The 20,807-nt window shown below is 60.6% G+C and carries 16 protein-coding genes; 8 read left to right on the forward strand and 8 right to left on the reverse strand.

Going from position 1 to position 20,807, the window contains the following annotated elements; genetic code table 11:
- Positions 1-248 precede the first annotated feature (248 nt).
- The gene (locus LRO94_RS06335; protein ID WP_032891858.1) at positions 249-1,667 is read left to right on the forward strand and encodes an amino acid permease; all 1,419 of its coding nucleotides are present in this window, start codon (positions 249-251) and stop codon (positions 1,665-1,667) included.
- Positions 1,668-1,706: 39 nt separating this feature from the next.
- Here the strand turns inward: LRO94_RS06335 and LRO94_RS06340 are convergent, their stop codons facing one another.
- Positions 1,707-2,837, reverse strand: a complete 1,131-nt coding sequence (locus LRO94_RS06340; protein WP_179179474.1) for an OpgC family protein — start codon at positions 2,835-2,837, stop codon at positions 1,707-1,709.
- A 224-nt stretch (positions 2,838-3,061) separates the two neighbouring features.
- Here LRO94_RS06340 and LRO94_RS06345 point away from each other — a divergent pair, with 224 nt between their 5' ends.
- Genes LRO94_RS06345 through LRO94_RS06355 form a run of 3 tightly spaced genes read left to right on the forward strand, consistent with a single transcriptional unit; the run spans position 3,062 to position 5,905 of the window.
- Complete coding sequence (locus LRO94_RS06345) at positions 3,062-3,436, forward strand: GtrA family protein (protein ID WP_122680300.1); 375 nt, start codon at positions 3,062-3,064, stop codon at positions 3,434-3,436.
- The gene (locus LRO94_RS06350; RefSeq protein ID WP_032891853.1) at positions 3,433-4,437 is read left to right on the forward strand and encodes a glycosyltransferase family 2 protein; all 1,005 of its coding nucleotides are present in this window, start codon (positions 3,433-3,435) and stop codon (positions 4,435-4,437) included. The genes LRO94_RS06345 and LRO94_RS06350 overlap by 4 nt, the downstream gene beginning before the upstream one ends.
- Positions 4,415-5,905, forward strand: coding sequence for a glucosyltransferase domain-containing protein (locus LRO94_RS06355; protein ID WP_032891852.1), 1,491 nt, complete (start codon positions 4,415-4,417; stop codon positions 5,903-5,905). The genes LRO94_RS06350 and LRO94_RS06355 overlap by 23 nt, the downstream gene beginning before the upstream one ends.
- On the opposite strand, the gene LRO94_RS06360 is transcribed toward LRO94_RS06355, so the two are convergent.
- The 6 genes from LRO94_RS06360 to LRO94_RS06385 all read right to left on the reverse strand — a co-directional run bounded on the left by LRO94_RS06360 (position 5,906) and on the right by LRO94_RS06385 (position 15,871).
- Complete coding sequence (locus LRO94_RS06360) at positions 5,906-7,525, reverse strand: FMN-binding glutamate synthase family protein (RefSeq protein WP_032891850.1); 1,620 nt, start codon at positions 7,523-7,525, stop codon at positions 5,906-5,908.
- Positions 7,526-7,606: 81 nt separating this feature from the next.
- The gene (locus tag LRO94_RS06365; RefSeq protein WP_179179473.1) at positions 7,607-9,871 is read right to left on the reverse strand and encodes a glycoside hydrolase family 3 N-terminal domain-containing protein; all 2,265 of its coding nucleotides are present in this window, start codon (positions 9,869-9,871) and stop codon (positions 7,607-7,609) included.
- Positions 9,868-11,499, reverse strand: coding sequence for a glucan biosynthesis protein (locus LRO94_RS06370; protein ID WP_179179472.1), 1,632 nt, complete (start codon positions 11,497-11,499; stop codon positions 9,868-9,870). Before LRO94_RS06370 ends, LRO94_RS06365 begins: the two co-directional genes overlap by 4 nt.
- 232 nt (positions 11,500-11,731) lie before the next feature.
- Complete coding sequence (locus LRO94_RS06375; RefSeq protein ID WP_095183937.1) at positions 11,732-13,126, reverse strand: ATP-binding protein; 1,395 nt, start codon at positions 13,124-13,126, stop codon at positions 11,732-11,734.
- Positions 13,123-14,937 (reverse strand): DAHL domain-containing protein, encoded by a 1,815-nt coding sequence (locus LRO94_RS06380; RefSeq protein WP_179179471.1) that lies wholly within the window; start codon positions 14,935-14,937, stop codon positions 13,123-13,125. Before LRO94_RS06380 ends, LRO94_RS06375 begins: the two co-directional genes overlap by 4 nt.
- A gap of 10 nt (positions 14,938-14,947) precedes the next feature.
- Positions 14,948-15,871, reverse strand: coding sequence for a cytochrome-c peroxidase (locus tag LRO94_RS06385; protein ID WP_371260767.1), 924 nt, complete (start codon positions 15,869-15,871; stop codon positions 14,948-14,950).
- Positions 15,872-16,251: 380 nt separating this feature from the next.
- Here LRO94_RS06385 and LRO94_RS06390 point away from each other — a divergent pair, with 380 nt between their 5' ends.
- From LRO94_RS06390 to LRO94_RS06400, 3 genes are read left to right on the forward strand one after another with little or no spacing between them, the layout of a single operon-like run.
- On the forward strand, positions 16,252-17,568 hold the full coding sequence (locus LRO94_RS06390; RefSeq protein WP_032891839.1) for an HD domain-containing phosphohydrolase: 1,317 nt from the start codon (positions 16,252-16,254) through the stop codon (positions 17,566-17,568).
- A gap of 31 nt (positions 17,569-17,599) precedes the next feature.
- Entirely contained in the window at positions 17,600-18,013 is a 414-nt protein-coding gene (locus LRO94_RS06395) for an NUDIX hydrolase (RefSeq protein WP_095183939.1), read from the forward strand.
- A gap of 24 nt (positions 18,014-18,037) precedes the next feature.
- Positions 18,038-18,544, forward strand: coding sequence for a GNAT family N-acetyltransferase (locus tag LRO94_RS06400; RefSeq protein ID WP_032891836.1), 507 nt, complete (start codon positions 18,038-18,040; stop codon positions 18,542-18,544).
- A 114-nt stretch (positions 18,545-18,658) separates the two neighbouring features.
- Here the strand turns inward: LRO94_RS06400 and metR are convergent, their stop codons facing one another.
- A complete protein-coding gene (gene metR / locus LRO94_RS06405; RefSeq protein ID WP_032891832.1) occupies positions 18,659-19,576 on the reverse strand; it encodes a transcriptional regulator MetR in 918 nt (305 codons plus the stop codon).
- A gap of 182 nt (positions 19,577-19,758) precedes the next feature.
- On the opposite strand from metR, the gene LRO94_RS06410 reads away from it, so the two are divergent.
- Positions 19,759-20,778, forward strand: a complete 1,020-nt coding sequence (locus LRO94_RS06410) for an alpha/beta fold hydrolase (protein WP_032891831.1) — start codon at positions 19,759-19,761, stop codon at positions 20,776-20,778.
- The last annotated feature ends 29 nt before the right edge of the window (positions 20,779-20,807 follow it).

Consider the following 20,807-nt stretch of genomic DNA (forward strand, 5'->3'; position numbering starts at 1 on the left):
AAGGGTCGCACCATTGGTGTGCGATACTCCCACCGCTAAATCGTATTAAGGCGGCAATTCCCGCTGAATATTGCCTTTTATAGAGTGAAAATCACTGGGTTGAGCTTTTTATACTGCATCCCCCCGATCTGGCCCCGCCGGACCGGTTTGCCCACAAGGTGAACCGGCGATGGCATGTCACGGCAGACCCGCCGCGACGTGCTGGACTCGGAGGCTCATATCCAATAACAAGACGAGGTTGTATCCCTATGCCAGTCGGCAACCACCTGCCCCATGGCGAGACCGCTTCGGGCGGCCCGCTCAAACGCGAACTGGGTGAGCGGCATATCCGCCTGATGGCGCTCGGCGCCTGTATCGGTGTCGGCCTGTTCCTCGGCTCGGCCAAGGCCATCGAAATGGCCGGCCCGGCCATCATGCTTTCCTACATCATCGGCGGCCTGGCCATCCTGGTGATCATGCGCGCCCTAGGCGAAATGGCCGTGCATAACCCGGTGGCCGGCTCGTTCAGTCGTTATGCCCAGGATTATCTCGGCCCGTTGGCGGGCTTTCTGACCGGCTGGAATTATTGGTTCCTGTGGCTGGTGACCTGTGTGGCCGAGATCACCGCCGTGGCGGTGTACATGGGCGTGTGGTTCCCCGACACCCCGCGCTGGATCTGGGCCCTGGCGGCGCTGATCAGCATGGGCACCATCAACCTGATCGCGGTAAAAGCCTTTGGTGAGTTCGAGTTCTGGTTCGCGCTGATCAAGATCGTCACCATCATTGCCATGGTGATCGGCGGCGTCGGCATCATCGCCTTCGGCTTTGGCAACGACGGCGTGGCGCTGGGGATTTCGAACCTGTGGGCCCACGGCGGCTTCATGCCCAATGGCGTGCAGGGTGTGCTGATGTCGCTGCAGATGGTGATGTTCGCCTACCTCGGCGTGGAGATGATCGGCCTCACCGCCGGCGAAGCGCGCAACCCGCAGAAGACTATTCCGAGCGCAATCGGGTCGGTGTTCTGGCGCATCCTGTTGTTCTACGTGGGCGCGTTGTTCGTGATCCTGTCGATCTACCCGTGGAATGAAATCGGCACCCAGGGCAGCCCGTTCGTGATGACCTTCGAGCGTCTGGGCATCAAGACCGCAGCGGGCATCATCAACTTCGTGGTGATCACGGCGGCGCTGTCGTCGTGCAACGGCGGCATCTTCAGCACCGGGCGCATGCTCTACAGCCTGGCGCAGAACGGCCAGGCGCCGGCCGCGTTCGCCACCACGTCGAGCAACGGCGTGCCGCGCAAAGCCTTGCTGCTGTCGATCTTCGCCTTGCTGCTCGGCGTGCTGCTCAACTACCTGGTGCCGGAGAAAGTTTTCGTCTGGGTCACGTCCATCGCCACCTTCGGCGCAATCTGGACCTGGGTGATGATCCTGTTGGCCCAGCTCAAGTTTCGCAAGAGCCTGAGCCCGGCCGAGCAGAAAGCCCTGAAGTACCGCATGTGGCTGTACCCGGTCAGTTCGTACCTGGCGCTGGCATTTCTGGTGCTGGTGGTGGGCCTGATGGCGTACTTCCCGGACACCCGCATCGCGCTGTACGTTGGTCCGGTGTTCCTGGTGCTGCTGACCGTATTGTTCTACGTGTTCAAGCTGCAACCGAACACCGCCAACGCGGCGCCAGTGCACTCCGCCTGACGCCTGGCAAGGCCCGCTGCGTGCGGCGGGCCTTACCCTTCAGCTGGCCTGCGTGACCAGCTTGTGCGACTGATCCAGGCGCTTGTTGAATTCCAGCCACAACCCCAGCATCACCATCAATGAAGCGCCGACCAGCGCTGTCAGCAGTTGCATCAGCAGCGCATCGCCAGCCATCGCATTGACCATGTCGGCCAACGGCGCCAGCACGACGCCCAGGCAAAACACTTCCAGTGAATAACGGCCCATGCGGCAGGTGTGCTGCGCCAGCCAGTTGTCGGTCCAGCCGCGTCCGGGCAACAGCTTGGCGGTGACATACGCCAGTGCGAGGAAGTGCAGCAGGCGCAGCGGCGACAGGTCGGTCTTGCTGATTGGGTAGATCAGATCGCTGACCGCCGATGGCATCCACGTATCGTGCACTTCGGGCCAGCGCCACGACAGTGTCAGCACCGCTGCAGCCAGGGTGTAGATCGCCGCCACCATGAACAACGGCTGTCGGCGCAGTGGCCGCAGTTCGGCCGGGCGCTCGCGGCTGGCATGAATCGCCGCCGCGCCACCGAGGATGAACAGAAACTGCCAGGTCACCGGGTTGAAGTACCACACGCCGTCGGCAATCGCCCGCAGGTTCCAGCCCATCCACGGCGCCAGCAGGTACACCGTCATCGACGCGCCCACCACCAGCCAGGTCTTGCGCAGCAACAGCGGCAACACCAGCGGCAAACCACCGAGCAGCACGATATACAACGGCAGCGGGTCCATCAGGTTGGGCTTGAAGCGCAGCAGAAGTTCATCGGTCAGCGCCTGCTGCGGGTGGGTGACGAAGTGCGTCAGGCCCATCTCCTCGACGAGGTCGCGGGTTTCCACATGGCTGTTGGCGAAGAACACGATGCCCATCAGCATCGCCAGCAAGAAGATGTGCACCACGTACAACACCCAGGTACGGCGCAGGATCTTCAGCGTGGCGAACCAATAGCCGTCACGCTGCAGGATCTTACCGTAGGCCAGCACAGCGGCGTAGCCGGCGAGGAACACGAAGACTTCGGCCGCATCGCTGAAACCGAAATTGCGTAGGGTGATCTGGCCGAGGGGATTGTGGGGAACGTGATCCCAAAAAATGAAGATCAACGCCAGGCCCCGAAAAAAATCGATGCGCGGGTCGCGTCCGTTCAGCATGGCAGCGGGCTCTTTGACGAAAGGTTTAGTAATGACAGGCGCAGGCGCGAATTGTCGTACGCCGCAGGTCGGGCGGGCGCAGGTTGGCGGTATTTCCAAGCAATTGCAAAGGCTGGATATTACTGAATGTCTCAATTTGCCGCGTCAGATACCTGTTAATTCTGACAGTAGACGGACACATCCCTGGCGTGGCTTGCTGACGAAGACCACGACGGGACTCGCGCATGACCAGACTGTGGAAGGGATTCAGTCGCTACACAGTGATCGGTATCGCCAACACGGTGATCCACTGGCAGCTGTTTTTCTTGTTGCGGGCCACCTTCGAACTGAGTCAGGCGGCCAGTAATGTCCTGGCTTTCTGCATGGCGGCGACCTTTTCCTTTTACGTCAATTCGATCTACACCTTTGCCACGCCGGCCTCGTGGCCGCGCTATGCGCTGTTCATGTTGTGCATGGGCGGTTTGAGCCTGGGCGTGGGGTGGCTGTCGGATCGCTGGCGCCTGCCGGGGGTTGTCACGGTACTGGTGTTCTCGCTGCTGAGTCTGGTCTGCGGGTTCCTGCTGTCCCGTTGGGTGGTGTTTCGTGAGCGTGAGCAATGAGAGTTACGCTGGTGGTGCCGGTGTTTAATGAGGAACACGCGATCGGTGCGTTCTACCGCGCCATCCGGCAAGAACCCGGCCTGTGCGAACACCTTGTCGATATCGTGTTTATCAACGATGGCAGCAGCGACCGCACCGAGCAGGTCGCCCGCGCGATTGCCCTGGCCGAGAACCACGTGACGCTGGTGAATCTGTCGCGCAACTTCGGTAAGGAAGCCGCGCTGTTTGCCGGGTTGGAATACGCCACGGGCGCCGCCGTGGTGCCCATGGACGTCGACCTTCAAGACCCGGTCAGCGTGCTCCCGCAGTTGATCGAAAAATGGCAGGCCGGCGCCGATGTGGTGCTGGCCAAACGGCGCAATCGCGCGAGCGACGGCTACTTCAAGCGTCATAGCGCGTCGCTGTTCTATCACTTGCTCAATCGTATTTCTTACACCCATATCGAAGAAAACGTCGGCGACTTCCGGTTGATGGACCGCAAGGTGGTGGACGTGATCAAGGCCCTGCCGGAACAGCAACTGTTCATGAAAGGCGTGTTGTCCTGGGCCGGGTTTAACGTCGCCATCGTTGAATACGACCGTGCACCGCGCCGTGTGGGCCAAAGCAAATTCAACGCGTGGAAACTGTGGAACCTGGCACTGGACGGCATCACCTCGTTCAGCACCTTGCCGCTGCGTCTGTGGAGTTACATCGGCGGGTGCATTTCGTTGCTGGCGCTGGTGTACGCCGGATACCTGGTGGTGGACAAGCTGCTGCTCGGCAACGACGTGCCGGGGTATCCGTCGTTGATGACGGCGATCCTGTTCCTGGGAGGGGTGCAACTGATCGGCATCGGAATATTGGGGGAGTATGTGGGGCGCATCTATATGGAAGCCAAACACCGGCCGCGCTACGTGGTTAAAGGCATTGTCAGTCGCCAGGGGCATGCGCCCGAAGCAGTGGATAGATGGACGCACAGCAACGCAGGAGAGCAGAGTGATGACGGCTCAATGGTCGAGTAAAGAGAGTCTGGTATTTTTTTTGGTGGCCGTGCTGGTCTATGTGTTTCCGTTGATCCTGGCCGACTATTTTTACGTGGAGGACAGTTTTCGAGCGGCCTCCGGATATGCGTCGTGGCGTGCTGAAGGGCGTTTTTTAATTGATGGTTTTTATCATGCCCTGTCTCTGTCCAATGGCGCGCCAGATACGTTCCCGCTGGGGTTGCTGGTGGCGTGCGTGGTCATGGCATTTGCTTTGAGAAAACTGGCCTTTCATTACTTTTCCAGCGTGAATGTTTGTTCCGCGTCGGTGGTGTTGCCGATGTTCTTCAGCCCGCTGTTCCTGAGCGATCTTGCCTATAAGTACGACGGACCGGTGATCACCGTCGGGGTGGCGCTGGTGATGTTTGCGATCACGTTCAAGTGCGAAAGAAAAACCCTCGAGTGGGGCGCAGGCACGGTACTGCTCTGCTGTGCGCTGTGTATTTATCAGCCCCTGCTCAATGTGTTTGTCGGGTTGTGCTGTATCGAGCTGTACAGAGCGATTAACGCTAAAAAAGACACCCGTGACTTGGCGCTATTGGCTGGTGAAAAGCTGACTCAAGCCGCCGCAGCGGCGCTTTTTTATCTATGGGTTGTGGTTCCGTTCATGGGCAAGGAACGCCAGGGGATGCTGGCGTGGGGTGACGATTGGGTATCCATCGTGTTCCAGCGCCTGGAGAATGCCGAAGAGAGAATTCGTCCGCTCTACACCGGCGGCAGTGCATGGCTGTTTGCGGGGATGGCGATACTGTTTGTGCTGGGGTTTATAGGGGCGTGGTGGTCGGCATTGCGTGACAGGCCGAAGGCGTCCACTAAAGTCCTGATGAGCCTGGCGTATGTATCGATCGTACCGCTGCTGATCATTTGCGTTCCGGGCATCATGCTGGTGTTCTTCTATGAAAACAGTGATTCGAGGGCAATGTTGGGCGCCGGACCTCTGCTGATGTTCATGCTGCTGGTGATACACCCGTTGCTCAAGGCGCGGCATCGACATCTGACGGTATTGGTGGTGCTGCCCATCATTGTGCTGGTGTCTATTTCCTACAGTTACGGGCGGGTTCTAAGTTTAAAGAAAACGTTGGAAACCAGCGTGATGACGCAGTTGGCCTACTCGATAAATGCTTCCCCGGCGTTGGCGTCGGTAGGGGTTTTTTACTTTAACGCCAGTGCCCAGGATTACTGGTTGCCGGCCTCTGCCGGCACCGTTTCGATCGTGCCGGGCATGCCCTATCTGGTGGCGGCCAATTTTCTGTTCTTGCCGGAAGCATTGGCCAGGATCGGGATCACTAACGTGGTGCAAGCCAGCCATGAACATTCGGCCCGCGTACGACTGGGGCGCGACGCCCGCCCCATCGTCGATACGCTGTTCTACGCCATTTACGTGGAAGGTGGGGACGGGTACATCGTCATGAAAAAACAGCCACGCGAGCATCCCGACAGGGGTTTCTAATCAAGCCGCAATGATCTCACTCGGCTCAAAACTGTCCGCACGCGCCATCTGCCACATCCGCGAATAGAATTCGCCGTTCACTTCGCCGGTGAGCAACTCGCCGGGCTTGAGGAACACATGCAACTGCGAGAACAACTTGATCTCGGTCGCCGACATGCGCCGCACCAGGTGCTTGGCCGACAGTTGCGACGGATGATCCAGGCCTGCCGCCGCGAGCATCTCGGCCAGGGCCTTGAGGGTGTTGCGGTGGAAGTTGAACACACGCTGGGCCTTGTCCGGCACCACCAGGGCGCGCTGGCGCAGCGGGTCTTGGGTGGCGACGCCGGTGGGGCATTTGTTGGTGTGACAGCTTTGCGATTGGATGCAGCCGATGGCGAACATGAAGCCGCGCGCCGAGTTGGCCCAGTCGGCGCCGATGGCCAGGACGCTGGCGATGTCGAAGGCGCTGACGATCTTGCCGCTGGCGCCGAGCTTGATCTTGTCGCGCAGGTTCAGGCCCACCAGGGTGTTGTGCACAAACAACAGGCCTTCACGCAGCGGCACGCCGATATGGTCGGTGAACTCCACGGGCGCCGCGCCGGTGCCGCCTTCCTTGCCGTCGACCACGATAAAGTCCGGGAGGATGCCGGTTTCGAGCATGGCCTTGGCGATGCCCATGAATTCCCACGGGTGGCCCAGGCAGAACTTGAAACCTACCGGCTTGCCGCCGGACAGCTCGCGCAGTTGGGCGATGAATTGCATCAGTTCGATGGGCGTGGAGAACGCACTGTGGCGCGACGGCGAGATGCAGTCTTCGCCCATCAGGATGCCACGGGTCTCGGCGATTTCTTTAGTCACCTTGTGCTTGGGCAAGATCCCGCCATGGCCGGGCTTTGCGCCCTGGCTCATCTTGATTTCGATCATGCGCACCTGTGGGTTCTGCGCCTGCACGGCAAAGCGCTCCGGGTCGAAGCGGCCGTCGCTGGTGCGGCAGCCGAAGTAACCGCTGCCCAGTTCCCAGGTCAGGTCACCGCCGTTTTCGCGGTGATAGGGGCTGATGCTGCCTTCGCCAGTGTCATGGGCGAAGTTGCCCAGCTTGGCGCCCTGGTTGAGCGCGCGGATGGCGTTGGCACTCAATGAACCAAAGCTCATCGCCGATATGTTGAACACTGACGCCGAGTACGGCTGTGTGCACTGCGGACCGCCGACCATCACGCGAAAGGCGCTGGGGTCACTCAACGGCGCGGGGCGCATGGAGTGGCCGATAAATTCGAAGCCCGCCTGATACACGTCAATCAGGGTGCCGAAGGGCTTGTCGGCGGTTTCGTTCTTGGCGCGCGAGTAAACCAGTGAGCGTTGCGAACGCGAGAAGGGCAGGGCGTCGCTGTCGGACTCCAGCAGGTACTGGCGGATTTCCGGGCGGATGGCTTCTACCAGGTAACGGATATTGCCCAGGATCGGGTAGTTGCGGCGCACCGCGTGGGGACTTTGCAACAGGTCGAAGATACCGATCAGGCTCAACACGCCGGTGACCAGGGTGATGGGCCACAGCCATTCGTGTTGGATAAAGGGAAGGCTGGCGAGGGTGAAAATGACGCACACGGCAAAGAAGGCGTAACGGCTTAGCAAGGACAGGCTCATACGGTTTCCTTGGGTTCGGACTCTCAGGTCGATCCGGCATTCTGCGCCAGTAAGGAAAGCCCGGACAACCCACAGTGGTATTCAGCGAGCGCGTGTGGGGGGCTCGGATGGGCCTGAGGCAGAGAGTTCACGGCTGTCCGTGACCTCGAACCGAGCCTGATGGGTGGTGGTCGAATCGCCGCCGACGAAGACGGTAAAAGTGCCGGCCTCTATTACCGGCGAAAAATGTTGATTGAGCAGTGCGAAGTCCTGTGGGCCAAGATTGAAGTTCACGCTGCGCGTCTCACCGGGCGCCAGGTGGATTTTGCGAAAGCCGCGCAGTTGGCGGACCGGGCGAGTGACGCTGGCGACGTCGTCGCGCAGGTACAGCTGGACGATTTCATCACCGGCGCGCTGGCCGGTATTGGTGACGTTCACGTGCACCGTCAGGGACTCGGTGGACGCTAGCCGCTCGGCGCTGATCCGAGGCGTGTCATAGCTGAACGAGGTATAGCTGAGGCCGAAACCGAAGGGATACAGCGGCGTCCAGAGTTCATCGATGTAGCCGGACTCATAACCGCCGGCACCGGTGGGCGGGCGGCCGGTGTTTTTGTGCGCGTAGTAGAGGGGGATCTGCCCCACGTTACGGGGGACGGTGATCGGCAGTTTGCCGCTGGGGTTGATGTCACCGAACAGAACATCGGCCACCGCGTTGCCCATTTCACTGCCCAGGAACCAGGTTTCCAGAAGCGCCGGCGCCTCGCGCACGGTCTTCGAGAACACAAGCGGGCGGCCATTCATCAGCACGATGACCACGGGCTTGCCGGTGTCCAACAGGGCACGCAACAACGTGTCCTGGGCACCCGGCAGGCCCAAGTCCGTGCGACTGCGAGCTTCACCGCTCTGATCGGCGCGCTCACCGAGCACCGCGATCACCACCTCGGCATCGCGGGCGGCCTGCAGGACTTCTGCCAGGTCATCAACCGCGTTGCTGATGGGCGATGCACCGCCCAGGTAAACCACCTCGGTGTCGGGGGCGACGGCATGGCGTATGCCCTGCAAGACCGTGATCGAATCTTCAGGATGAGCCGCCAAGGCCCAGGGGCCGATCGTGGCTTCGGCATCCGTGGCCAGGCTGCCGACCACCAGCACGTTGCGCAGGTGCTTGGACAGGGGCAGCAGTGCGTCGTTGTTTTTCAGCAGCACAATGGATTTCTGCGCAGCCTCCCTGGCCAGGGCACGGTGCTGCGGTGTCAGGGTATTGGCTCGCTGCCGCGCCTCATTGCTGTAGCGGTAAGGGTCATCGAACAGGCCCAAGCGTTGTTTAGTCTGGAGGACGCGGCGCACCGCAGCATCCACGGCGGCCATGGGAATCTGGCCAGTGCGTACCAGTGTCGGCAGGTATCGGCGGTACATCTGGCTGGCCATGTCGACGTCCACGCCGGCGGTGAGTGCCAGCCGCGCCGTGTCGGCCGGAATATCCGCTACGCCATGCTGACTCAACTCCCAGATCGCGTTGAAGTCACTGACAATCAGGCCGGTGAATCGCCACTGATTGCGCAGCACACCGGTCAATAACGCGGTGTTGCTGTGCAGGGGGGTCCCGGCTATTTCGTTGAACGAGGGCATGATTGCATCGACGCCCGCCGCGACGGCCGCCCGGAAAGGCGGTAAGTGCACTTCCTGCAAGGTGCGTTCCGACACGTCGGCGACGTTATAGTCCCGCCCACCCTCGGCCGCGCCGTAGGTGACGAAGTGTTTCGCGGTCGTCAGCATGAACGAGCTGTCGTGCGGCCCCGCACCGTGGAACCCCTTTACCTTGGCACTGGCCAGCGCTGCGCCCAAAAACGGATCTTCACCGGTACTTTCCACCACACGGCCCCAGCGCGGGTCGCGGGCGATGTCGACCATGGGCGCGAACGTCCAGTGCACGCCGCTGGCCGTCGCTTCAATGGCAGCCGCGCGAGCGGTGCGCTGCGCCAGGTCGGGGTCCCAGGCCGAGGCTTCCGCCAACGGCACGGGAAATACCGTTCGAAAGCCGTGAATCACATCGAATGCAAACAGCAGCGGTATGTGCAGGCGCGAGTGGGTGACGACGTGTTTCTGCAGCGCGAGAGTCTGCTCGAAACCGTACGCGCCAAGGATCGAGCCGACCATGCTCTCGGGCAGATGCGACTGTGTGCCTTGGTCGATGACAGGGCCGGTCGGTGTGTCCTGAATGCCGAGCTGGCTGAGTTGGCCGATTTTTTCTTCGAGCGTCATCTGTTGCAGCAAGCCTTCCACCCATTCCTGCTCATTGGCCGGCAGGGCCACGGTGGTGACACTGAGCGTCAGGTAGAGCAGCGTCAATTGACGAAAGCGCTTCATTGCCGGTTGCCGGTGTCAGCCATTGAAGCGACACCGATTGCCGTCGAATCCGAGTTGAAGGGGTGGTACTGATACAGCCAAGTCTCTGACAGCGGCTGACCGTCCAGGCGCAGGAACAGGCGCAGCTCCACCGGTTCCTTGCCGTCGACGGTTAAATCGAACTGTGCTCGCCAATGACCGACGACGCCGTCCGGCACGGCTTCGGTGAAGACAAGTCCAAGCTCGCCTCGGGAGCAACTGATCACGGCTTCGGGCTTGACGCCCGGTGCAAGTTTTTCCAACGGCGCGCCTTGAAATTCGACGACAAATTTACGCACTCCCGCGGGACGTGGCTGCCCCGGTTGGCCGCCTTTGCCCAGACGCGTGGCCAAGCACACCGCCATTGGCGAAGCGTAAGGTTCCTGGGCCAGCCAGTGCAGGCGATAACGTAGCGTATAGCGATTGCCCGCTTCGGCGGGGGCCGAGGGCACCCACATGGCGACGATGTTGTCGTGGATCTCATCGTCAGTGCCATTTTCCATCAGTTGTACGCTGCCTTCGCCCCAGTCGCCCAACGGCTCGACCCATAGGCTGGGGCGGCGCTGATAATTCACGCCATCGAGGTAGTGGTCAAAATTGCGGTCACGTTGTAAGAGGCCGAAGCCCTTCGGTTGATGGTCGCTGAACGCCGAAACCACAGTGCGCGGCGGGTTGTTCAGGGGGCGCCAGATGCGCTCGCCGTTGCCGGTCCAGAGCGCCAGTCCGTCGCTGTCGTGGACTTCGGGGCGCCAATCGGCGGCGGTTCGCTTGGCGGTTTCACTGAACCAGAACATCGAAGTCAGCGGTGCAATGCCCAGCCGGCGGACGCTCTTGCGCAGGAAGAACGTACAGTCGACGTCCATGATCACGCCCTGCGTGCGGTCGATCACGAAACGGTAGGCGCCGCAGATACTGGGCCCGTCGAGCCGCGCATAGAGGGTCATGGACGTGGCGTGCAGGTCCTTCGGCGGTTCGAACCAGATGTGGGTGAAGGCGGGAAATTCTTCGGCCTTGCCGGCCTCAGCCACGTCCAGGGCAATCGCCCGTGCCGACAGACCGTACTGGTACAACTCGCCGATAGCCCGGAAGTACGATGCGCCAAGAAAGGCCACCCAGTCGTTCTGTTGCCACGGGAGTTTGGTCTGGTTGCCCAGACGGCTTTCCTGGATGCGAAAACCGGCGAATCCACTGTTACGGGGCAAGGCGTGGGCCGGGCTGTCGCCGGGCATGTCGAAGTTCGCCGGGTCGTAAACGATCTCGCGGGCGACGCCGTTGTCCAGCGCATACACCCTCACCGGTGTGCGAAAAAATGATCCCAGATGGAAGAAGGTCACGGGAAACTGCCCCGGCCCCTTGGCAAACAGAGCTAACTCGGGTTTGAAGCGGATCTGGCCGTGGGCGGCGTAGTCGAGTTTCGTCAACAGCGCGTCCGAGTCCGTGTTGGGATAACGGTAGGGTTTCAAGGCATCGACTTGTGCCTGTTCGATCAAGCCCTCGAAGGAAAAGGGGCCGGCCTGCTCGGCACTGTCGGCAGCCAGGGCGCCCTTGCCCAGATGCGTGAGCAGGGCGGTCAGCGAAGCGTACGCCAGGAACTCGCGACGTGTGGACATGGTGACCATTCCTTGGACGAAGAGGAGCCATCTTCACGATCAACACGCCGCCGGCCTGCAACCGTGTTGCTTGCCAGGAGTTTCGAGGGGGGGAAGGTGCCTGTCTACTGTCAGAAATAACAGGTCCCAGAGGCAGCTGATGAGCAGGGCAGGCGCGCGGCGCTTGTCATCGGCGCTTATTCAATAGGTCCTCGTTTGGGGCGAGTCCGGAAAAAACGAGACGTGAGGCTGATTACGATGGCGTGTCCCGCGCCACCGTCTGCCGAATCGGCAACACCACGCGAAACGTCGTGCCCTTACCCAGCTCGCTGCTGACGGAAATATCACCACGGTGTTTCTTGACGATGCCGTAGGAGAGCGACAATCCCAAGCCCGTCCCTTCGCCCACCGGCTTGGTGGTGAAGAACGGATCGAAGATTTTTTGCAGCGCGTGCGGGGGAATTCCACAGCCGTTGTCAGCCACTTCCAGCCAGATGTTTTCGCCCTCCACGCCGTTGCTGATGGTTATGGTGCCGCGCTCCGGCCCCATGGCTTGTGCGGCGTTGATCACCAGGTTCATCACCACCTGATTGAGCTGCGAAGCCAGGCATTCGATGTCCGGCAGCGGCGCGTAATGCTTCACCACATCGGCCTTGTACTTGAGTTCACTGGCGACGATGTTCAGCGTCGAGTCGATGCCTTGTTGCAGATTGGCAAATTGCCAAGTCTGATCGTTGTCCACCCGCGAGAAGTTCTTCAGGTCTTTGACGATCTGGGCCACACGACCTATGCCCTCCTTGGATTCGCGGATCAGGAGCGGAATGTCTTCCTTGAGAAAATCCAGCTCCAGCTCGTTGCGCAAGGCCTTCAGTTGATCGCGTTGTTCACCCGGTGCGAGGCTTTCCTCGGCCTGGCGGTAAGCGTCCAGCATCTGTTGCAGCTGGTTGAAGTAGGTGTCGAGGCTGCTGAGGTTGGACGAGATAAACCCCACCGGGTTGTTGATCTCATGGGCCACACCCGCCGCCAGTTGCCCCAGGGACGCGAGTTTTTCCGACTGCACCAGTTGGCTTTCCAGCTGCTTGCGCTCGTCGATTTCCAGTTGCAGCGCCTGGGTGCGTTGCTCCACCAATTGCTCCAAGTGGATGGTTTTCACCGAGGCGCGCCGGGCCATGTCCCATTTGTTAGCCAGGGTGTTGGCCATCTGCTGGACTTCGATATTGTCGAAAGGCTTTTTCAGGATCAGCAAGCGATCGTGGCCATGCAGGCGATACAGCAGGTCATCCCAGGAATAATCCGAATACGCGGTGCACACCACCACCTGCAGGCCGGGGTCGATTTTCCACAACTCCTCGATGGTTTTGGCCCCGTCCCACCCCTGAGGCATGCGCATGTCCACAAACGCCAGCGCGTAGGGTCGTTGCTCTGTCATCGCGGTGATGAGCAGTTGCAGGCCTTCTTCGCCGCCGTAGGCCGAGTGCAGCTCGAAGGTTTGCACCGTGGGTTTGCTGGTGTCGCCAAACAGCGCCGACTCCATCTCATCCAGCGCCTCGTTTGACTCGACAGCGGGCATCAGGATCTTGCGAAAGTCGTCGTGAATCGAGGGGGTATCGTCGATCAGCAAAATACGCCGGTTAGGGGGCTGGTTCATGGCGGGCTTCCGGCAAGGGTGAGAGGGATTTTCAAGGTGAACACCGCGCCCAGGCCCGGCCCGTCGCTGTGGGCGCTGAGCTGGCCGTTCATTTCCACTGCGGCCAGGGCGCAGCTGTGCAGGCCGAAGCCGTGGCCTTCCTTGCGGGTGGTGAAACCGTGGGTGAAGATCCGGGTCATGTTTTCGGCGGGGATGCCTTCGCCCTCGTCCTTCACGCTTATCTGCAAGGTGCTGTCCTCCAGTTGTTGCACCGCCAGGGTCATCTGTCGTGGCCGGTCGGTGAGGTTGGACATGGCGTGCTTGGCGTTGCTGATCAGGTTGACCATGATCAACAGCAACCGGTGTTTGTCCGCCATGATCTCCGGTACCCGCCCATATTCCTTGACCACCGTGACGTTGTGGCGGCTAAGCGAACCGGCGTTCATGCGCAAGGCGTCCTCCATCAAATCGCTGATGTGCACCGGTTCCATCAGCGTGGACACGCCGGCATAGGATTGCTGGGTGGAGACGATGTCCTTGATGTGGTCGACGCTTTTGCTCAGTTGCGCCAGCTCATCGGTCATGGCCTGTTGTTCGACGGCAATGGCGTCCACCAGTTGGTTCAGGTAGGCCGGCAGCAGCTTGCCCTTTTCATCCAGGGTCAGGAACGCGCCGAGGTCTGCCTGGTGCTCGTTGATCAGTTGCATGGCCTTGCCCAGGCCCAACGCCTTGCTGCTGCGCAGTTTGCGGGTGACCAGCTCGGCGGAGATATTCACGCTGTTGAGCACGTTGCCAACGTTATGCAGCACGTTGGTGGCGATCTCCGCCATGCCAGCCTGGCGGGCGCTGTCCAGCAGTTCGCTCTGCGCATCCTTGAGCTGCTGGGTGCGGCGTTCCACCCGTTGTTCCAGGGTTTCGTTGGCGGCCTGCAACGCTCGGTTGACTCGATTGATCTCGGCAAAACTACGCAACAGGCGCACGGCCAGGTAAAGCAGCAGCACCACCAGTAACGTCGAGAAAACCAACAGGTAGCGGTGATATTGATGGTCGATCAGGTCAGATGCTTGCTGGTCCTGATCGAGGTGGGTGGTCAAGTCGTCCAGGCGCTCGGCCACGGGTATGGAGGCAATGTGTTCGAGCAGGCTGTTGACCACCGGCTGCTCACGCAGAATCAGCGAAATGTGGTTGCTGAGGATGTCTATCGGGCCCTGGAACTCAGCGGGCAGGCTCTCCTTGTTGATTGCCAGCTTGCCCAACCCCACCAGAATATCTGCGGCGCGATCGTCGCTGGTGACCTGGGCGAATTCGAGGCTACTGAGCAACAGGTCGTAAATGTCCGTGGCCACATCCTGCAGTTGCAGGCGGCCTTCATTGTCAATGCGATTGAACTGGGCCTGGATGTCGTCCTCGGCTGTTGGCAAAAACGCGAGGGAATTGCGCAGCACCGCGTTGTGGGACTTGAACTGGTCGATCAGCCTGGCTTTTTCCTGGATCGCCGCCTGATAAGCCTCCTGGCTGGTTTGCCAGCGACTCAGGTCTTGAGGGTCGTGGTAGGTATCGCGGGTATTGAGTTCGGCCCAGAGCCGGGTCATTTCCGTGAGTGGGGTGACCAGCGGATCGTAGTTGTGAGTGATCGCGATCCGCGCCTTAAGCACTTCGCTGTCCCATTGGGCGTTGAGCTGCTGCAACTGGCGGATCAGATCCCGCGATTGGGTGTAGCCGGCGGTCTGGTCGCGTGAAGATTTGAGGTACAAAAACACCAGCGTAGAGGCCAGCAACAGGGTGATCAGGCCAAGCAACACTTGGCTGGTGCGACGGCGGGAGGGGGTCATGACGGTATGCTCATAGGGGCTTGCCTGCCCATTCGCCGGTCAGGGTCTTGAGAAACTGGATAATCAGGTCTTTGTCTTCCTGGGAAGGGTTGCGCCCCAACTGGTACTTGAACATCACATCCACCGCCGCTTCCAGGGTCTTGGCCGAGGCATCGTGGAAGTACGGCGCGGTGACGGCCACGTTGCGCAGGCTGGGCACCTTGAACACGTGGCGATCTTCTTCGTCCAGGGTCAGCAGGTAGCGCCCCAGGTCGGACTCCACCGGGTTGCCGCGCGCCTTGAAGTAATCACCCATCACGCCGAACTTCTGGAACATATTGCCGCCGATATTCACGCCCTGGTGACAAGCGATGCAGCCGTAATCCTTGAAACGCTGGTAGCCGTATTTTTCCTCGATCGTGAGAATCTCCGTGTTGCCCAGCAGGTACTGATCGAACCGCGAGTTAGGGGTGAGCAGCGTGCGTTCATAGGTGGCCAGGGCGTTTTGCACATTGTCGACGGTGACGCCGTCGGGGTACGCCTGCTTGAAGGCGCTCTGGTAGGCGGGCACGTCTGACAGTTTCTGCACCACGGTTTTCCAGTCGCTGCCCATCTCCACGGGGCTGATGACCACTTGTTCGACCTGCGCTTGCAACGTGTCTACGCGGCCATTCCAGAACTGCTTGAAGTTCAGGCTGGCGTTCAAGACCGAGGGGGTATTGATTTGCACCGGTTTGCCGTCGAAACCTATTGAGAACGGCTTGTCGTCAGCGCCGCCGGAGGCCAGCCGGTGACAGCTGGCACAAGACAGGGTGTTATTCACCGACAGGCGCGGCTCGTTGAACAGTTGCCTACCCAGCTCGACTTTGGCTGAGTCCAGTACTGGAACCGTCGGCAAAGGTTTGAGTGCCTCATCCAGCGGCGCGGCCATCAGTGACACACTGAGTCCCATCATAAGGACCAGGCCGAAACCGTGAGTTGCGACGTCGCTCAAGCGAGCACTCCTTGCATCGTGTGGACTATTGATAGGTTATCGGCATGGCGCAGCCCAACTGCAGCCGTTGGGCAAAATCCTTTGTCGACGCGGCCTTGCTGAATAGAAAACCCTGGCTCTCTTCGCTCTCCCGGGTTTTGAGGAGGGCCGGTTGCCCAGCAACGTGCTGTTGGGCAACTTGGCGCGGCGGGGCACTGACCTGATGTCACAGCTTAGTCGAGCTCCCTTGAATTCGGCGGCCAGTTGGCGTCAAATCAAGCCCGCGCCTTGGGCGAGGGAACACGGCTTAGTACCAGGGTTCAATTCAGCTCCATTCAGTTCAATGTGAAGGCGCAGTAGGCATGGATGAACAACTTGCGACGAAACCCACTATTTTGCTGGTCGACGATGAAGAGTCGATCCTCAACAGCTTGCGCCGCCTGTTGCGCGGCCAACCCTTCGATGTAGTGCTCGCGGGCAGCGGCGCACAGGCCCTGGAGATCATGGCCGCCCAACCCATTGACCTGGTGATGAGCGATGCGCGCATGCCGGGCATGGACGGCGCGCAATTGCTGGCCGAGGTTCATCGCCTTTATCCCGCTACCAGTCGCATTCTGCTCAGTGGCTACGCCGACCTGCCGACCATCATCAAGGCGATCAACGAAGGGCAGATCCACCGCTATATCGGCAAACCCTGGAACGACGACGAACTAAAGCTGATCTTGCAGCAGGCTCTGGAGCATCAGCGCCTGGAGCGCTTGACCCAGGAGCAGAACGAGCAGCTCAAGGCGCTCAACAACACGCTGGAAAAACGGGTGGCAGCGCGCACGTCCGAGTTGCAGCAAACCGCCGATATGCTCGATCTGGCCTATGATGAGCTCAAGCGCAGCTACGTGACCGGCACCGAAGTGTTTTCGTTGTTGGCCAACCTGCGTCTGCCCAAGGACAAACAGACCAACCGCGCGCTGATCGAACTGGTGCGCGTGTACTGCACCGCCCAGTCCATAGACGACGCCAGCGCCCGTGACTTGGCCATGGCAGCTGCGTTGTACAACATCGGCAAGCTGAGCTGGAGCGACAGCATGTTGATCGAACCGGCCGACAAGCTGCACAGCACCGATCGCGAACGGTACCGCGGTTATCCGACCCAGAGCGAATCGCTGTTGATGACCCTGGAGCCGATGAAGGATGCGGCGCGGATGATTCGTCACCATCAGGAGCGCTGGGACGGCAGTGGTTTTCCCGACCACCTCAAGGGCGATGCGATTCCGTTCGGTTCGCGCCTGCTGAAGCTGGCGGTGGACTTTATCGAACTGCAGAAGGGCCTGATCCTTGAGCGGCATCTGAACAGCGATGAAGCTCTGTTATATATCCGCAAATACGCCGGGCGCCTCTACGATCCAGAGCTGATCGAGGACTTCGTCCAGGCTTGCGCGGCATTTCTCAGTGATGTGACCCTGGGCGACCCGACCGTCAAAGTGTTGAGCACCCGGGAACTGGCCGATGGCATGGTCCTGGCGCGCAACCTCAATGCCGACAACGGGATGTTGCTGCTCAACGCCGGCAAGGTGCTGAACCTGCCGTTGGTGGACAAGCTGATTGCGTTCGAAGCGATGGAAGGCGCCAAGTACAGCGTGTTTATCAAGAAGCCGGACGACACCGAAGCAGTGCTCCAATAATGTTTATTTTTGAATTCAAGGTGTTCAATTCATGCCTACCACTATCCGTATCGCCGCCGCCCTGCTGATCGGCGCTGACGGCCGAACCCTGCTGGTGCGCAAGCGCGGCACCCAGGCCTTTATGCAACCCGGTGGCAAGATCGACGCCGGTGAACAACCTGCCGAGGCCCTGGCCCGTGAGTTGTACGAAGAGCTGAACCTGCACATCAAACCCAGCGACGCGGTCTACCTGGGTAACTTCTCGGCCCCTGCGGTCAATGAGCCGGGATTTACCGTGCAAGCTCAATTGTTCCAAGTGCAGATCGATGCGCAGGTCAGTCCGGCTGCTGAAATCGAAGAGGTTCGCTGGATCGACCCTGCCGGTGATGGCGGCCTGGTGCTGGCGCCCTTGACCCGTGACCAGATCCTGCCGTTCTATCGCTCATTGCTGGCCATTACTGCCTGACGCTCAGGCGCAAAGGACTCAAACGTGATCATCCGTACGCTGGGCGGCAACGACGCCGAGGCTTATCGAGCGTTGATGCTGGAGGCGTATGGCGCTTATCCCCAGGCATTCACCTCCAGTGTGGCCGAGCGCGCAGCGATGCCGTTGAGCTGGTGGGAAAAGCGTCTGGACGGGCGCCAGGATCGTTTGCTCGGCGCGTATTCAGGGGATGAACTGGCTGGCATCGTCGGCCTGGCGTTCGAGCTTCGGGAGAAGGCGCGGCACAAAGTGACCTTGTTTGGGATGTACGTGACCGAGGCTTATCAGCAGAAGGGCTTGGGCCGACGGTTGGTGGAAGCGGCGCTGGATGAAGCGCGCCAACATCCGCGCCTCAAAGTCATCCAACTGACGGTCACCGCCGGCAACGATGCAGCGTTTGCGCTGTACCGACGTTGCGGGTTTATCCAGTACGGCCTGGAGCCGCTGGCGGTGCGGGTGGGCGTGGATTACTTCGATAAAATCCACATGTGGCGCGAACTCAAGGCTGACTGAGAGCCGATGAGGGAGGGGGCTAGCCCCCGATAGCAGAGTGTCAGCAAACAGAAATGTTGAATGTGCAATCGCCATCGGGGGCAAGCCCCCTCCCACAGTTGGAACTGTGTGGTTTCAACGCACCGCGCTGACTCCGTCCAAAGTGGAAAACGACGTGTCCTTGGCTGTCAGCAAAAAGTCGCGCATATACGGCGCATCCAGCATGTCCGCACGAATCCCCGCATACAGCGTCGCAAACAAACCTTTCTCACCCAAGCGCTTGGCCTTTACGTAGCCACGCGAGCTGTATTCATGCAACGCCCAGTGGGGCATGCCGCACACGCCACGGCCGCTGGCGACCAGTTGCATCATCATCACCGTCAGTTCCGAGGTTCGCACCTGGGCCGGCTCGATGTCGGCGGGCTCCAGGAAGCGGGTGAAGATGTCCAGACGATCGCGCTCCACCGGGTAGGTGATCAAGGTTTCGGGAAGCAAGTCTTCGGGCACGATGAACGACTTGCTCGCCAGCGCGTGCTGGTTGGCCACCGCGAGCATGGCTTCGTAAGTGAACAGCGGCACATAGGTGATGCCCGGCAGTTCCAGCGGGTCGGAGGTCACCACCAGGTCGAGGTCGCCGCGGGCGAGGGCCGGCAGCGGCGCGAAGGCGAAGCCTGAAGCCAGGTCCAGTTCGACTTCGGGCCAGGCATCGCGGAACTGGTCGATGGTTGGCATCAGCCACTGGAAGCAACTGTGACACTCGATCGCCATGTGCAGACGCCCGGCGGTGCCGCCGGCCAAACGTGCGATGTCGCGCTCGGCGCCGCGCAGCAAGGGCAGGGTGGCGTCGGCCAGTTGCAGCAGGCGCAGACCGGCGCTGGTGAAGCGCAGCGGTTTGGTCTTGCGCACGAACAGTTGCATGCCCAGGCGTTCTTCCAACTCCTTGAACTGGTGGGACAGCGCCGATTGCGTCAGGTGCAGGCGCTCAGCGGCTTCCACCAGGCTGTCGGCTTCGCGCAGGGCGTGCAGGGTCTTGAGGTGACGGATTTCGAGCACGTGCTCTCCATGAAGAAAATTTGTGACGAAGTTGAATAGCGTGAGTTTGTCTCATGTTGCAAGGCATGTCGACCACGACCACTGGGCACTCTTCATCAAACTGTCATGGAAGTGTGGCAGCGCGCTTGAACAAACTTCATCAGACTCGCGCTCTACTGGGGTTCTGCGTTTCGGTGTTTTTCATGCGCGTGTTGCTTTTACTGGCCGCCTTATTGTTCGGCCTGCCGTCTTTTGCGGCGTCTCGATGTGATGTCAATGTCCCGACCCAAACGGTCGACCTGGAAAAGGTGAGCATCGCCTACCAGAGTATCGGCCGTGCGTCCGACCCGGCCTTGCTGCTGGTGATGGGCCTGGGCGGGCAGTTGATCCACTGGCCGGACGAAGTGGTGGTTGCCCTCTGCCAACAAGGCTTTCGGGTGATCCGCTATGACAACCGTGATGTCGGCCTGTCCACTTGGCGCGAGGCGCCGGCCAACGCCAATCTCACGTTTGAAGTGCTGCGCTACAAGCTCGGCTTGCCGGTGGCGGCGCCTTACACCCTGACCGATATGGCCGATGATGCGCTCGGGCTGATGAGCGCGTTGCAGATTCAACAGTTCCACGTCCTCGGCGCGAGCATGGGCGGCATGATCGCCCAGCACTTGGCGGCCATGGCGCCGCAGCGGGTGGAGAGCCTGACCTTGATCATGACCAGCTCTGGCGCTGAAGGCTTGCCGGCACCGAGTGCGGCGCTGGTGCAACTGTTGTCACGGCGCGGCGCGCCCAATCGTGAAGTCGCGTTGGAGCAACAGGCTGACTTGCTGGCCGCGCTGGGCAGTCCGACTATCAAGGATGATCGCCAAGCGTTGCTGCACCAGGCGGCGCTGTCCTACGACCGCGCCTTCAACCCGGAGGGCGTGAAACGCCAGATCATGGCGATTCTCGCTGAGCCGAGTCGCGTGCCGTTGCTCAACCAGTTGCGCGTGCCGACCCTGGTGGTCCACGGCACCGCCGATCCGTTATTGCCGGTGATGCACGGCGTGCACCTGGCGGCGCATATCCAGGGCAGCCAATTGAAGCTGATTCCCGGCATGGCCCATCGTTTTCAGGAAGCCTTCAAGGCGCCGCTGCTGACGGCCGTGTTGCCGTACCTGCAAGCTCATCGTGAAGACGCTGCCCATTGGGCGCAGATTGATCAGGCGGCGCCTGCGAAGCTGCTGTGAGGTGGTGTATCGTGCAACCTTTGCGGCGT

The organism is Pseudomonas sivasensis (assembly GCF_021391435.1).
In the GTDB taxonomy this organism is placed as follows: Bacteria; Pseudomonadota; Gammaproteobacteria; order Pseudomonadales; family Pseudomonadaceae; genus Aquipseudomonas; species Aquipseudomonas sivasensis.